The 13592-nt window shown below is 69.4% G+C and carries 18 protein-coding genes; 9 read left to right on the forward strand and 9 right to left on the reverse strand.

Translation table 11 applies throughout. The features are described 5' to 3' along the window. From E3U26_RS15155 to E3U26_RS15165, 3 genes are all read right to left on the reverse strand, one after another. Positions 1-543 (reverse strand): Twin-arginine translocation pathway signal, encoded by a 543-nt coding sequence (locus E3U26_RS15155; protein ID WP_072464073.1) that lies wholly within the window; start codon positions 541-543, stop codon positions 1-3. Between the two features lie 49 nt (positions 544-592). Further along, complete coding sequence (locus E3U26_RS15160) at positions 593-988, reverse strand: VOC family protein (protein WP_499105874.1); 396 nt, start codon at positions 986-988, stop codon at positions 593-595. A gap of 101 nt (positions 989-1089) precedes the next feature. Beyond that, on the reverse strand, positions 1090-1404 hold the full coding sequence (locus E3U26_RS15165) for a ribbon-helix-helix domain-containing protein (RefSeq protein ID WP_036759954.1): 315 nt from the start codon (positions 1402-1404) through the stop codon (positions 1090-1092). 316 nt (positions 1405-1720) lie between these two features. On the opposite strand from E3U26_RS15165, the gene E3U26_RS15170 reads away from it, so the two are divergent. Beyond that, entirely contained in the window at positions 1721-2155 is a 435-nt protein-coding gene (locus E3U26_RS15170) for a DsrE family protein (RefSeq protein ID WP_036759956.1), read from the forward strand. A 186-nt stretch (positions 2156-2341) separates the two neighbouring features. On the opposite strand, the gene cydX is transcribed toward E3U26_RS15170, so the two are convergent. The 5 genes from cydX to cydD form a co-directional block, all read right to left on the reverse strand. Then, a complete protein-coding gene (cydX, locus tag E3U26_RS15175; RefSeq protein WP_072464076.1) occupies positions 2342-2464 on the reverse strand; it encodes a cytochrome bd-I oxidase subunit CydX in 123 nt (40 codons plus the stop codon). 12 nt (positions 2465-2476) lie between these two features. Further along, a complete protein-coding gene (gene cydB / locus E3U26_RS15180) occupies positions 2477-3628 on the reverse strand; it encodes a cytochrome d ubiquinol oxidase subunit II (RefSeq protein WP_499105875.1) in 1152 nt (383 codons plus the stop codon). Between the two features lie 4 nt (positions 3629-3632). Then, positions 3633-5210 carry a cytochrome ubiquinol oxidase subunit I gene (locus tag E3U26_RS15185; RefSeq protein ID WP_072464077.1) on the reverse strand — a complete coding sequence of 526 codons (1578 nt, stop codon included), beginning with the start codon at positions 5208-5210 and terminating at the stop codon, positions 3633-3635. An 84-nt stretch (positions 5211-5294) separates the two neighbouring features. After that, positions 5295-6986 carry an amino acid ABC transporter ATP-binding/permease protein gene (gene cydC, locus E3U26_RS15190; protein WP_499105876.1) on the reverse strand — a complete coding sequence of 564 codons (1692 nt, stop codon included), beginning with the start codon at positions 6984-6986 and terminating at the stop codon, positions 5295-5297. Next, on the reverse strand, positions 6983-8680 hold the full coding sequence (gene cydD / locus E3U26_RS15195) for an ABC transporter ATP-binding protein/permease (RefSeq protein ID WP_499105877.1): 1698 nt from the start codon (positions 8678-8680) through the stop codon (positions 6983-6985). Before cydD ends, cydC begins: the two co-directional genes overlap by 4 nt. Before the next feature lie 363 nt (positions 8681-9043). On the opposite strand from cydD, the gene E3U26_RS15200 reads away from it, so the two are divergent. From E3U26_RS15200 to E3U26_RS15220, 5 genes are read left to right on the forward strand one after another with little or no spacing between them, the layout of a single operon-like run. Then, the gene (locus E3U26_RS15200; RefSeq protein WP_114536598.1) at positions 9044-9922 is read left to right on the forward strand and encodes an MBL fold metallo-hydrolase; all 879 of its coding nucleotides are present in this window, start codon (positions 9044-9046) and stop codon (positions 9920-9922) included. Positions 9923-9937: 15 nt separating this feature from the next. After that, positions 9938-10243 (forward strand): YgaP family membrane protein, encoded by a 306-nt coding sequence (locus E3U26_RS15205; RefSeq protein ID WP_499105878.1) that lies wholly within the window; start codon positions 9938-9940, stop codon positions 10241-10243. Then, positions 10240-10659, forward strand: a complete 420-nt coding sequence (locus tag E3U26_RS15210) for a YeeE/YedE family protein (protein ID WP_036761444.1) — start codon at positions 10240-10242, stop codon at positions 10657-10659. Before E3U26_RS15205 ends, E3U26_RS15210 begins: the two co-directional genes overlap by 4 nt. A gap of 1 nt (position 10660) precedes the next feature. Then, complete coding sequence (locus E3U26_RS15215; RefSeq protein ID WP_214275213.1) at positions 10661-11107, forward strand: DUF6691 family protein; 447 nt, start codon at positions 10661-10663, stop codon at positions 11105-11107. Then, positions 11108-11482, forward strand: coding sequence for a protein tyrosine phosphatase family protein (locus E3U26_RS15220; protein WP_214275214.1), 375 nt, complete (start codon positions 11108-11110; stop codon positions 11480-11482). Positions 11483-11649: 167 nt separating this feature from the next. Here E3U26_RS15220 and E3U26_RS15225 read toward each other — a convergent pair whose 3' ends face one another. After that, complete coding sequence (locus E3U26_RS15225) at positions 11650-11970, reverse strand: ArsR/SmtB family transcription factor (protein ID WP_036755424.1); 321 nt, start codon at positions 11968-11970, stop codon at positions 11650-11652. 181 nt (positions 11971-12151) lie between these two features. Between E3U26_RS15225 and E3U26_RS15230 the strand changes: the two genes are divergently transcribed. The 3 genes from E3U26_RS15230 (at position 12152) to E3U26_RS15240 (ending at position 13585) form a co-directional block, all read left to right on the forward strand. After that, positions 12152-12607: a c-type cytochrome gene (locus E3U26_RS15230; protein WP_036755422.1), complete on the forward strand. Its 456-nt coding sequence runs from the start codon at positions 12152-12154 to the stop codon at positions 12605-12607. Position 12608: 1 nt separating this feature from the next. Continuing rightward, entirely contained in the window at positions 12609-13211 is a 603-nt protein-coding gene (locus E3U26_RS15235; RefSeq protein ID WP_499105879.1) for a cytochrome b/b6 domain-containing protein, read from the forward strand. 173 nt (positions 13212-13384) lie between these two features. Continuing rightward, the gene (locus tag E3U26_RS15240) at positions 13385-13585 is read left to right on the forward strand and encodes a YgaP family membrane protein (protein WP_036755416.1); all 201 of its coding nucleotides are present in this window, start codon (positions 13385-13387) and stop codon (positions 13583-13585) included. Positions 13586-13592 lie beyond the last annotated feature (7 nt).

The raw sequence follows: 13592 nt of genomic DNA on the forward strand, positions 1-13592 counted from the left end.
TCACAGCCAGTCGATGTCGTTGAAGCCGCGCTCGATATAGCCGCCCTGCGAAAAGCTTTCGCCCTCGTAGCCAAAGACCGGCCAGACCTCCTTCTGGTTGTAGAGCCCGGTCACGAGCCCCGCGCGCACGGTCTGGAAGAAGGGCGTATGCTCGATCATGCGCAGCATGGCGACGCGGTCCTTTTCCCAGCCCGCGGCCAGGTAGCCGTCGAAGCCCTGCGCCTGGGCGACAAGGTTCAGCCCGGCCACGCCCTCTTCGATCATCTGCGCCTGCTCGGCATCGTCATGCGCCTTGACGGCGATGGCATAGAAGCGGTCGGCGATGCGGTCATGCGGATAGATGTCGCGCGCCATCTGGATCAGCACCGCCATGGTTTCGGGCTTCAGGGCGGCGGTCTCGACCGCCCAGGCCGCGTCGCGGGCGGCGACGAAGCCCGAGCCGACCACGAAGGTCGCCCCCGCCGCCATGGCGCGCGCCAGCAGGCCGCGCCGGGTCAGCCCCCTGACATCGCTGCCAGAGGGGGATTTGTGGATGACAGTCATGTACTCCTCCCTGAGTTGGTTGGCCCGCCCCTCCCGGCGGGCTGCCTGCCTAGAGGTAGCGGCCCCCGCGTTGCAGCACCTCGATCTCGTAGCCGTCCGGGTCCTGGATGAAGAAGAAGCGGGCGATCACCGTGCCGCCGGGGGCGAAATCGACCAGCTTGCGCGGGGCAAGGCCCAGGTCGGTCAGCCGCCGGTGCTCGGCCGCGACATCCTCGACCGAGACGGCCAGGTGGCCGTAGCCGTTGCCCAGGTCATAGGGTTCCTTGCGGCCCTTGTTGATGGTCAACTCCAGCTCGAAGCTGCTTTCGGCATTGGCCAGGTAGACCAGGGTGAAGCTGTCGAAATCCAGCCGCTCGACCGGCTCCAGGCCGAAGGCCGCCCTGTAGAAGGCCAGCGCGCGCGCCTCGTCCGTCACGCGGATCATCGAATGAATCATCTTGGCCATGCGGGCTTTCCTTTCCGATCTTTGCACCAGTATCGGAAGGACGCCGGCCCCGCGGGTAGCATCATGCTACCACGCCGCGGATTTCTTGCGCGATGCCGCGATCAGGCGGCCTGCGCCACCTGCTGCGCGGCCTTGCGGAAATCCTGCGCGCCGCGGCCGCGCAATTCCAGCTGCACCAGGCAGGCGCAGCGCAGCAGCGAGGTGAAATTCACCGGCTCGCCGCCAAGTTGCAGCACTTCGGATTGCAGCGTGGACAGGAAGGCGGGCGTGGCCATGCCCTCGCCGGCCGCGATCTCGTCGATGATGTCCCAGAACGCCTGTTCCAGCCGGATCGAGGTGCTTTGCCCGTTCAGCCGCAGCTTGCGGGTCGTCGGCTGATAGCGGCGCGGATCCTGGCGGGAGAAGACTTCGCACATGGCATGGTTCCCAAACTGGCTAGGCAAGTTCCCCGATCATAGCACGGCAGGCGGGTCATGCCAGTTTCTTGGACAGGGCGCTGTCCGGCGCGGGAAAATCCGGTCCGGTGCCGCGATCGGGCCCGATCAGGCAAGGGGGGTGGCGCCGGCGTTGCGCTGCGCTGCGGGTAGGCGGTTTCGCCGGCACCTGGAAGCGATCTTCGGCCGCGACTCGTCCCTGCCGGCGGCATGGGGCGACAATAAGTCGCCGTCCGGGCGGCTGCCATCTGCAATATACGTAAATGCGTATTATCGCATCTTGCATCAGGAGAAACCGATGAAAACCCTGCTCGCCGCTTCTGTCCTTGCCCTTGCGGCCGCGCTGCCGGCCTCGGCCCAAGAGGGGCGCAAGCTCGTGACCATCCTGACCGCGCCCGAGCCGCAGACCCAGCTGATGGCGATGGTGCTGACCATGAATGCCGTGGCCAAGGGGGCCGAGGCGCAGATCCTGCTGTGCGGTCCCGCCGGCGACATGGCGCTGAAGGAGGCGCCGGAAACCGCCACCGCCGGCCAGCCGCCCCAGGGCGCCAGCCCCCAGGGCCTGATGCGGCAGATGATCGAGAAGAACGGCGTCAAGGTGCAGGTCTGCGCCATCTACCTGCCCGGCAAGGGCGCCGATGCCTCGGTGCTGCTGGAGGGCGTGACCCCCGCCAAGCCCGATGCGATGGCCGCCGAACTGATCGCCGAGGATACCACCGTCCTGAGCTTCTGATCCCGCCTCGTGGCGACATGAAAGGAAAGGCCGCCCTTGCCGGGCGGCCTTGTCGTTTGTGCGGCCCGCGATGGGCGGGGCGGCGCGGGCCGGCACCTTGCCGCAGCGGCCGATCCGGCCGAAGCGGCAAGGCCGCTGTCCCGGACGCGCATGCCGCGGCGTCCGGGTGCCGGGGTGATCCGCCGTTCAGGCGCTTTCGGTGTCCTCCCTGGCGGCGGCCTTGTCCTCCATCATCTCGAACCACATCGCGTTCAGCACCGCGAAGGTGACGGCCAGCGGCAGGCCGAGGATCCATGCGAAATACCACATTGCGTTTTCCTTTCAGTAGGCGTGACCGCCCTCGGTGATGTCCTTTTCCTCGACCTTGCCCCACAGCACCTTGTAGACCCAGCTGGTGTAGAGCGCGATGATCGGCAGGAAGATCCCGGTGCAGACCAGCATGATGAACAGCGTCAGGTGGCTGGACGAGGCGTCCCAGACCGTCAGGCTCGCCCCCGGCATGACCGAGGAGGGCAGGATGAACGGGAACATCGACAGCCCGACCGACGAGATGATGCCAAAGATCGCCAGCTTGCTCAGCAAGAGCGTGCGGACCTCGCGCCCCGAGTTCAGCGACCACAGCGCGCCAAGCGCGCCCAGGAAGCCGAGGGCCGGGGCGGCCAGCATCCAGGGATGCGCGGCGTAATTGGCAAACCAGGCGCCGGGCGCGATCTCGACCGTCTTGGCCAGCGGGTTCGACGGCCCGTTCGGGTCGATGGCCCCGGCGATGCGATAGCCGTCGACGAACAGCCACAGCGCCAGCCCGCCCGCCGCGTAAAGCAGCACGGTGGCCATGGCCGCCCAGCTGCCGAAGCGCCGCGCCCGGCCTGCGACCGGCCCCGAGGTCTTCAGCACCAGCCAGGCGGACCCGTGCATGGCCAGCATCGCCACCGACAGCAGGCCGCAGAGCAGCGCGAACGGGTTGAGCAGGCCGAAGAAGCCGCCGTCGTAGAAGATGCGTAGGTCCGAGCCCAGCCGGAAGGGCACGCCTTGCAGCACGTTCCCGACCGCGACGCCGAAGATCAGCGAGGGGACGAAGCCGCCGACGAACAGCGCCCAGTCCCAGTTGCCGCGCCAGCGCGCGCTTTCACGCTTCGAGCGATACTTGAACCCGACCGGCCGCAGGATCAGCGCGGCAAGGATCGCGAACATGGCGATGTAGAAGCCGGAAAAGGATACGGCGTAAAGCGGCGGCCAGGCGGCAAAGATCGCGCCGCCGCCCAGGACCAGCCAGACCTGGTTGCCCTCCCATACCGGGCCGATGGTGTTGATGACCACGCGGCGCTCCAAGTCGGTCTGGCCGGCGAAAGGCAGCAGCATGCCCACGCCCAGGTCGAAGCCGTCGGTGGCGGCAAAGCCGATCAGCAGCACTCCCAGCAGCACCCACCAGATCACGCGCAGGGTTTCATAGGTCAGCAATTCATGCAGGATCATGGTCTTACTCCGCGGGAACGAAACGGGCAGGCAGAAGCGGCGCCTCGGGCCCGTGGTCGGGCTGCGGCCCCTTGCGGATCGCGGCCAGCATCAGGCGCATCTCGATCACGATCAGCACCGAATAGATCAGGGTGAAGCCGGCGATGGTGAACAGCAGCGTCGGCACCGTCAGCGACGAGGCGGCGGCGACCGTGGGCAGCACGCCCTCGATGCTCCAGGGCTGGCGGCCGAACTCGGCCACGATCCAGCCGGCCTCGGCGGCGATCCAGGGTAGGGCCAGCGCGGCGACGGCGGCTTTCAGCAGCCAGGGCCGGCGCGTGATCGTGCCGCGGGCCGAAACCACCACGAAGGCCGCCATCAGCGCCACGTTGACGAAGCCGATGCCCACCATGATGCGGAAGGCCCAGAACAGCGTCGGCACATGCGGCACGGTATCCCACGCGGCCTGGGCGATCTGTTCCTCGGTCGCGTTGCGCGGATCCTCGACATATTTGGTCAGAAGCAGCGCATAGCCCATGTCATCGCCATGCTCTTCGAAGGCCCTGACCGACTCGGGCGGCACCGCCTCGCGCGAGGGCGCGGCGCGATAGTCCTGCAAGGCGTCATAGGCGACGATGCCGCTGCGGATGCGGTCCTCGGCCTTGTCCACCAGTTCCAGGATGCCGGGAATCTCCTGCGTGAGCGAGCGGGTGCCGATCAGGCCCATCACCCAGGGGATGTGGATGGCGTAATGGTTGGTCCGCGCTTCCATGTCGGGGATGCCGACCAGGGTGAACGAGGCCGGCGCCGGCTGGGTTTCCCACATGCCCTCGATGGCGGCCAGCTTCATCTTCTGGTGTTCCGAGGCCAGGTAGCCGCCCTCGTCGCCCAGGATCACCACCGAGACCGCCGACAACAGCCCGAACGAGGCCGCGACGGTGATCGAGCGCTTGGCCAGGTCGATATGGCGCCCCTTGAGCAGATACCAGGCCGAGATGCCCAGCACGAAGACCGAGGCCGTGACATAGCCGGCCGAGACCGTATGCACGAAGCGGGTCTGCGCCACATGGTTGAACAGCACCGCGAAGAAGTCGTGGACCTCCATGCGCATGGTATCGGGGTTGAACTCGGCCCCGACCGGGTGCTGCATCCAGCCGTTCGCGATCAGGATCCACAGCGCCGAGAAGTTCGAGCCGATGGCCACCGCATAGGTCGCCATCAGATGGCCGAGCTTGGAAAGCTTGTCCCAGCCAAAGAAGAACAGCCCGACGAAGGTCGCCTCCAGGAAGAAGGCCATCAGCCCCTCGATGGCCAAGGGCGCACCGAAGATGTCGCCGACATAATGGCTGTAATAGCTCCAGTTCATGCCGAACTGGAACTCCATCACGATGCCGGTGGCGACGCCCAGGACGAAGTTGATGCCGAAGAGCGTGCCCCAGAACTTGGTCATCTGGCGCCAGATCGCCCGGCCGGTCATGACATAGACGGTCTCCATCACCGCCAGCAGGATCGACAGGCCGAGCGTCAGGGGCACGAACAGGAAATGGTAGAGCGCGGTCAATGCGAATTGCAGCCGCGACAGGGTGACGATGTCTAATTCCATCGGTTTGCCTTGTTTCTTCCCGGCCGGGGCCGGGGTCATGCAGAGGCGTCCGCCGGTGGCGGGCGTCGGTGGTTTTGGGCGCCCTCAGTCGGGGCGCAGACCGGCCAGGGCCGAGGCAAAGCCGGCGCTGCCCCTGGCATGGATCGCGGCGATCCGGCCCTGGTCGATATGGACGAGGCGGTCGGCCAGTGCGGCCTCGCGCCGGATATGGGTGGCGATGACGGCGCTGCGCCCGGCCAGGCAAGGCTGCAGCCGCGCGATCACGTCGCGGGCGGTGGCGGCGTCCAGCCCCTCGGTCGGCTCGTCGAGCAGCCACAGCGGCGCATCGCGCAGGACCAGCCGCGCCAGCGCCAGCCGCCGCGCCTGCCCGCCCGAGAGGCCCAGCCCGTCCTCGCCCAGCCGGGTGTCGAGCCCGGCCGGCAGCGCCGCCACCTCGGGGCCAAGGCCCGCCGCCTCCAGCGCCGCCAGCAGCCGGGCGTCGTCGGCCCCCGGCGCGGCCAGGCGCAGGTTGTCGCGCAGGCTGTCGCGGAACAGCTCGCTGCGCTGGGTCATCAGGCAGGCCGGGCTGCGGGCGATCCGGCCGCCTTCGGGCGCGGCCTCGCCGGCCAGCAGCGCGAGCAGGCTGGACTTGCCGGCACCGCTGGCGCCGATCAGCGCCAGGCGCTCGCCCACGCGCAGCTCCAGGGTGATCCCGGCCAGCACCGCCCGCGCCGCGCCGGGATGGCGCAGCCCGACGCCTTGCAGCTGCGCGGCAAAGCCCGGTTCGGGCAGGGGCGCGGCCGGCGGGGCAGGGGGCGGGTCCAGCCGCGGCCCCAGCCGGCGGGCCGAGATCAGGCTGCGCGGCAGCTCCATCGCGCCGCGGCGCAACTGGGCAAAGGGCTCGACCGCCGCCAGCGCCACCAGCAACGCCAGCGCCGCGACGGGTGCGCCGATGCGGCCGCTTTCCGCCAGCGCGCCTGCGACGACCAGCACCCCTGCCAGCAGGGCCGCCGATGCCGCGCCATAGCCGAAGCCCGCCAGCAGGTCGATGCGGTTCAGCCGGTCCTCGGCCGCCGCCAGCCGGGCATCCGCCGCGGCGATGGCCCGGCGCTGCGCGCCCAGCCGGCCGGCCATGACCAGTTCGGTCTGGCCCTGCATCAGGTCGATGACGCGGGCGCGCAGCGTCTCGGTCGCCTGCGCGCGCCGTCGCATCCCCGGTCCCGCCGCGCGGGCGGCGGCCAGGGCAAGGCCGATCCCCGCGGCGATCAGAAAGCCAAGCACCGCCAGCCCGAACAGCGGCTGCATCAGCCCCAGCGTCACGCCCGCCGCCAGCGCGGTGACGAGCGCCGCCGCCAGCGGCACCAGCACCCGCAGGTAAAGCACGTCGAGCGCGTCTATATCCACGGTCAGCCGGAACAGCAGCCGCGCCGGGCGCAGCATCAGCGCCCCCGCGGCACCGGGCGCGGCCCAGCCGCGAAACAGCCGCTCGCGCAGGCCGGCCAGCACGGCCAGCGTCGCGTCATGCGTCACCAGCCGCTCGCCATAGCGCGCCGCCGTGCGCCCCAGGGCCAGCAGCCGGATGCCCGAGGAGGGCATGAACACGTCGAAGGCCAGCGCCGTGGCCGTGGTCAGCCCGGCGATGGCGGTGGCGGTGATGAACCAGCCCGACAGCCCCAGCAGCGCGATGCCCGCCAGCACCGTCGCCGCCGCCAGCGCCGCGCCCGTCCACAGCCGGCGCCGCCCTTCGCAAGCGAACAGCGCCAGCACCGGCGCCATGTCCCGGACCAGCCGCCTCATGCCGCCGCCTCCATCCCGGTGCCGTCCAGCCGAATGACGCGGTCCATGCGCGCGGCCAGTTCCGGGTCATGCGTCGCCACGATCAGCGTCCGCCCCTGCGCCAGCGCCACCAGCCCCTCGGCGATCTCGCGCGCGGTGGCGGCGTCGAGATGCGCCGTCGGCTCGTCCGCCAGGATCAGCCCGGCCTGCGGCGTCGCGGCCACCCGCGCCAAGGCCAGGCGTAGCGCCTCGCCGCCGGACAGGCCGGTGCCGCCCTCGCCGACCGGGGCGCTGCCGCGCCGGGCCGCGACCTGGTCCAGCCGGGCCATGCGCAGCGCCTCCGGCAGGCTGCCCGCGGCGGGCAGGGTTCGGCCCAGCGTGACGTTCTGCGCCAGCGAGCCTGCAAAGATATGCGGCGCCTGGCCGATCCAGGCCATCCGGGCGCGCAACCCCGCGGCGGCTTGCGCGTCGAGCAGCCGGCCGTCGATCTCGATCCGCCCCGAATCGGGTGCGGCCAGGCCGGCGATCAGCGAAAGCAGCGTCGACTTGCCCGAGCCGCTGGGCCCGACCAGCGCCACATGCTCGCCCGGCGCGATGGCCAGGCTGAGGCCGCGCGGGCCGGGCTGCGTCGCGCCGGCATGGCGAAAGCGCAGATCCTCAAGGCGCAGCATCATGGCGGCTGCGGTTTGCGGGGCGGCGGCCTCGGCCTCGGCGCCGGGCAGCGCCATCCCCGGCTCGGCCGCCCGTTGCAAGGCGGCCATCCCGGCCTCGCCTGCCGCCTTGTCGTGCCAGACCGCCGACAATTCGCGCAAAGGTTCGAAAAAGGCCGGCGCCAGCAGCAGGATGAACAGGCCCTCGGCCAGCGTCAGCTTGTCGCCCCAGGCGCCGAAGGGCAGGTCGCCCAGCAGGTGGAAACCGATATAGACCGCGACCATCGCCACGCCGAGCGCCGCGAAAAGCTCCAGCACCGCCGAGGTCAGGAAGGCGATGCGCAAGACCGCCATGGTGCGCGCGCGCAGCGATTCCGCATCGGCCCTGACCCGCAGCGCCGTCGCCTCGATGGCGTCCAGGCTGCGGATGGTCGCCATGCCGCGCAGCCGGTCCAGCAGAAAGGCGTTCATGCCGCCGACCTCGACCATCTGCGCCTCGCTTGCCGCCTTGGCCTTCCAGCCGACCAGCACCATGAAGACCGGAATCACCGGCAGCGCCACCAGCAGCACCAGCGCCGCCGTCCAGGAAAAGGGCAGGATCGCCAGGAAGATGGCCAAGGGCAGCACCGCCGCCTTCAGCCGCGCGGGTCGAAAGCGCGCCAGCCAGGGCACGACGGCCTCGGCCTGTTCGGCGACGATGCTTGCCGCCTCGCCCGAGGGGATGCACCCGGCATCCAGCGGCGAGCGCGCCGAAAGCGCGGCCACCGCCCTGCCGCGCAGGTCCGACAACTGTGCCCGCGCCGCGCGCCAGGCCAGCCTGCCGCCAAGCGCCTCGAGCCCGGCGCGCAGGAGCCCCAGGGCCAGCACGCCAAGCGCCGGCCCCACCAGCGATGCCGCGCCCGTTCCCGCGGCGATCCCGGCCACCGCAGCGGCCAGGATGCCGGCCTGCGGCAGCCACAAGAGCGCGGCCGCCACCGCCAGGGCGGGGGCAAGCCAGGGTGCGGGGCGGACGCCCTCTCCGTTGGCCGGAGGCGGGTGCCGAGGGGACCTTTCGGATTCGCGCATGGTGATGTCTTTTGGTTCGCGTCGGATGAGGCGACACTTTATATTCGAAGGGATGTATAAATGATGAAGCGGAGGGATGCAGCGAGACAACACGACGCATCCTTTGCTCACCACCCTTGCATATATTCGCATACTCGAATATCTCATGGATGAAGGACAGTTTGCGCGCAGGAGGAGTATCCGATGAGCCATGCCCCGACCTCGACCTCGACCTCGACGCCCGGCCAGGGCGCGGCCCCTGATCGTGATACCCGTGATCGTGATACCCGTGATCGTGCTTCCGGCCCCGGCCGGGCCGCCGATCCGCATTCCGATCCGCATTCCGATCCTGGCCCCGGTTCTGGCGCAGGCGTGGCGGCGGCCCTGGCGGCTGCGCCGGAGGTGACGGGGTTTTACGAGGCGCGGACCGGCTCGGTGCAATATGTGGTGGCCGATCCGGCGACCGGCCAATGCGCCGTCGTCGACCCGGTGCTGGACTATGACGAGAAATCCGGCGCCACCGCCACCATCGAGGCCGACCGCATCCTCGCCTTCATCGCCGAGCGCGGCTACAGGCTGGAATGGATCCTCGACACCCATCCCCATGCCGACCATTTCTCGGCCGCCGACTACCTCAAGCGCAAGACCGGCGCCCCCACCGCCATCGGCGAGAAGGTGGTCGAGGTGCAGAAACTGTGGAAGGAATTCTACAACTGGCCGGACTTCCCCGCCGACGGCTCGCAATGGGACCGGCTCTTTGCCGAGGGCGAGACCTTCCGCCTCGGCTCGATCCCGGCGCGGGTGCTGTTCTCGCCCGGCCATACCCTGGCCTCGATCTCCTATGTGATCGGCGACGCGGCCTTCGTGCACGACACGCTGTTCATGCCCGACAGCGGCACGGCGCGGGCGGATTTCCCCGGCGGCGACGCGCATGCGCTGTGGCGCTCGATCCAGGAGATCCTGGCCCTGCCCGAGGCGACGCGGGTCTTCACCGGCCACGACTATTGCCAGGGCGGGCGGGCGCCGGCCTGGGAATCGACCGTGGCCGAGCAGAAGGCGCGCAACAGCCACATGGCGCAATACCTGACCGAGGCCGAGTTCGTCGCCGCGCGGCAGGCGCGCGACCGCACCCTGCCGATGCCCAAGCTGATCCTGCATGCGCTGCAGGTCAACACCAATGCCGGCCGGCTGCCCGCGCCGGAGGCGAACGGTCGGCGCTACCTGAAGATCCCGCTTGACCTGCTGCAGGCGCCCTGGGACTGAGGAGGAGGAGGAAGGATGCGGATCAATATCGCAGGCACCGAGCGGGTGCTGCGGCTGGTGCTGGGCCTCGGCCTGGTTCTGCTGGCCTTGCTGGCCGGGCTTTCGCCGGCGTGGAGCTGGGCGGCGGCGGTTGTCGGGCTGGTGTTGCTGGCGACCGCGGCGCTGCGCTTCTGCCCGGTCTGGGCGCTGCTGGGCATCGGCCGCGGGCTGGAAGGCGGCGGTTCCGAAGGCGGTTCCGAAGGCGGCTCTGAAGGCGAAGGCGCGGATCGTCGGGACGGAGATCGCGAAAACGGGGATCGTCGGGACGGAGGCGGGGCATGACCGAATTCACCCCTGTGCAATCGTTGCTGGGCGGCGGATTGATCGGGCTGGCGGCGGTGCTGCTGATGGCGCTGCACGGCCGCATCGCCGGCATGACCGGGATCCTGGCCGGGGCGCTGGCGCCGGGCGGCGGCTGGCGGCTGGCCTTCCTGGCCGGCGCGGTGGCGGCGCCCTTGCTGCTGGTGCGGCTGGGCGGGGTCGAGATCGGCTTCGACAGCCCGGTGCCGCTGGGCTGGACGGCGCTCAGCGGGCTGCTGGTCGGGATCGGGGTCAGCTATGGCGGCGGCTGCACCTCGGGCCACGGGGTCTGCGGGCTGGCGCGGCTGTCGGCGCGGTCGCTGGTGGCGACGCTGAGCTTCATGCTGGCGACCGGGGCGACGGTCTATGCGGTGCGCCATCTTGCGGGAGGGTTCTGAGATGGTCTTGCTGTCGGCCTTGCTGGTCGGGTTGGTCTTTGGCGCGGGGATTGCGGTCTCGGGCATGGCCAATCCTGCGAAGGTTCTGAATTTCTTCGACATTGCCGGGGCCTGGGATCCGTCCCTGGCCTTCGTGATGGGCGGGGCGCTGCTGGTGGCCTATCCGGGCTACCGGCTGGTGTTGCGCCGGCCGGCGCCGGTGCTGGCGCTGCGCTTCCACCTGCCCGAGCGGCGCGACATCGACGCCGGGCTGGTCGGGGGTTCGGCGCTGTTCGGCCTGGGCTGGGGGCTGTCGGGCTTCTGCCCCGGCGGCGCCATCCCCGCCATCGGCCTCATCCGCCCCGAACCCGTCCTCTTCACCGCAACAATGGCCGCCGGAATCGCAATGGTCAAAATCGGGCAGCGATGGGCCGCGGCCCGGTCTGCCGCCGATCGGCAGGGGGCATGAATGTGGCCCTTTCGACGGCGCGGCAAGCCGCGGATTCGCAAGATTGACGACCGGTTCTCGGCCACCGGCCAGCTTCGTCCAGAAGACCTGCCGGCGGTTGCCGCGGCCGGGTTCCGGGTGCTGGTCTGCGTTCGCCGCGACGGCGAGGAACGCGGCCAGCCCGATTTCGCCACCATCGCCGCCGCTGCTGCGCGCCTGGGCCTGACCGCCCGCCACATTCCGGTGTCCGGCCAGCCCTCGGCCGGCCAGATTGCGGCTTTCCGCCGCATCCTGGCTGAGGCGAAGGGGCCGGTGCTGGGCTGGTGCCGCTCGGGCATGCGGGTCCGGGCGTTCTATGCCCTGTGCCGGCAACAGGCAGTGGCGAGCAGGGCGTGATGCCTTTGCGCAACCCGGCACCTGCGGAAGGCTGGGCCTGAAAAGGCGAGGCCTGGACAGGAGGTTCGCTTGCGCCAGGGGCCGCGGCTTGCCGCAGCAAGGCGCCGGAGCCCAGCGTCGCCCGGCCTGCCGCATGGCATTGCGGGCCGGGCTTGCGCCTCGCCGGATCAGCCCTTCGGGCCGCAGAACGTGTTGTAGAGCACTTCCATCACCTTGCGGGCAGGCTGGCTTTCGATCCGATACCAGATCGTCTGCCCGTCGCGCCGGCCAAGGATGATCTTGTCGCGGCGCAAGAGCGCCAGGTGTTGCGACACGGTCGAATCGCGGATGCCCAGGAATTCCGCCAGCTGGCCCACGGATTTTTCACCCTGCACCAGCTGGCACAGGATCAGCAGCCGATGGCGGTTGCCAAGCGATTTCAGAAGCTCGCTGGCCTCGTCGGCGGCTGCGCGCATGGTTTCGGGGTCTATGCTGACGTCGGCACTCATGCTCCATAGCTACATTAATGCGAATATACGGTCAAGATGCGCCCGCAGGCTGCCGGTGCCCGGCCCAGGCGAGGGTCAGATCGCGACAGTTTGCCGCATTAATCTTCGAAGTTTCGAATGTTACGGCCTTTTACATAACGCGCATCAGCAAGCATCAACAGCAAGCAACAAGGTGATTTCCATGCACAAGATCTTTCTGGCCGCCGCCGTCCTGGCCCTTCCCATCACGGCCCAGGCTTCCGAGCCCGGCGATATTGCCGCCGCGCGCATCGGCTATTTCAGCCTGGTCAACCTGGAGATGGGCGGGCTGGCCGCCATGGCGCAGGGCAAGGCGCCCTATGACGCCGAACGGGCGCGGGCGCTGGCCGGGGATCTCAAGCTGCTGTCGGAATACCTGCATGACGACCTGCTGATGCCGGGAACCTCGAATGCCGACCTGGCCGGCAAGACCCGCGCCCTGCCGGCGATCTGGGAACAGACCGAGGATTACCGCGCCAAGGGCATGGCCTTCCGCGAGGCGGTCGCCACGCTGCACGGCGTCGCCGGCGAGGGGCAGGAGGCGCTTGCCCCCGCCGTCGGCCAGGTCGGGGCGACCTGCAAGGCCTGCCACGACAGCTATCGCGCCAAGGATTTCTAGGATGCGCGACGGCGCAGCCACCACCTCTGCCGAGCCTTCCCAGGTGGTCCGGCTGTGGGATCTGCCCTTGCGGATCTTTCACTGGGCGCTGGCGGTCTGCGTCGCCGGGGCCTGGGGATTGGGCAAGTTCGGCCCCGATGTCATGACCCTGCATTTCCTGTTCGGCTATGCGGTGATCGGGCTTCTGGCCTTTCGGCTGCTCTGGGGCTTCGTCGGGCCGCGCCCGGCGCGGTTCCGCAGCTGCCTTCATGGTCCCGGGGCGGTTCTGGCCTATCTGCGGCAGCTTCCGGCGCGGCAGCCCAGCTTCTGGCCGGGGCACAACCCCCTGGGCGGGCTGTTCGTGATCCTGCTGCTGGCCGTGCTGGCGGTGCAGGTCGCGGCCGGCCTGGTCGCCGATCCGCAGGATTACGTCAATACCGGGCCGCTGGCCGGGGCGGTCAGCGCCCGGATCTCGCGCCTGGGGCTGGCCCTGCACGACCTGCTGGGCAAGCTGGTCCTGCCCATGGTGCTGCTGCATGTCGCGGCGGTGCTGTTCTATCGCCTGTGGAAGCGCGAGAACCTGATTCGCCCGATGATCACCGGGTGGAAGCGCATCCGCCGGTGACGGCGCATCCTGGCCGGAACCGCAGCCGTGGTTCCGGCCGAGGGCTGCGACCAAGGCGAAATGTCGCAGGCTGCAGGTTCGATTCCGGGGCGTCGTTGAAGACATTCTCCTTGAAACCGATTATACGTATATATGTATATACTGTCGGCAATCGGCTGTTCTGGAGTTCCCCGATGACACTTGATCGCACCATTCTTGCCTTTGCAGGGTTCATGGTCCTGCTTTCCGTCGCGCTGACCGTCTGGGTTTCGCCCTTGTTCGTCTGGCTGACGGTCTTTGTCGGCGCCAACCTGCTGCAATCCGCCTTTACAGGCTTCTGCCCGGCGGCCATGATCTTCCGCAAGCTTGGCATAAAACCCGGCTGCGCCTTCTGAAAGTTCG

It is taken from the genome of Paracoccus ferrooxidans (assembly GCF_029909815.1).
Lineage (GTDB): Bacteria > Pseudomonadota > Alphaproteobacteria > Rhodobacterales > Rhodobacteraceae > Paracoccus > Paracoccus versutus.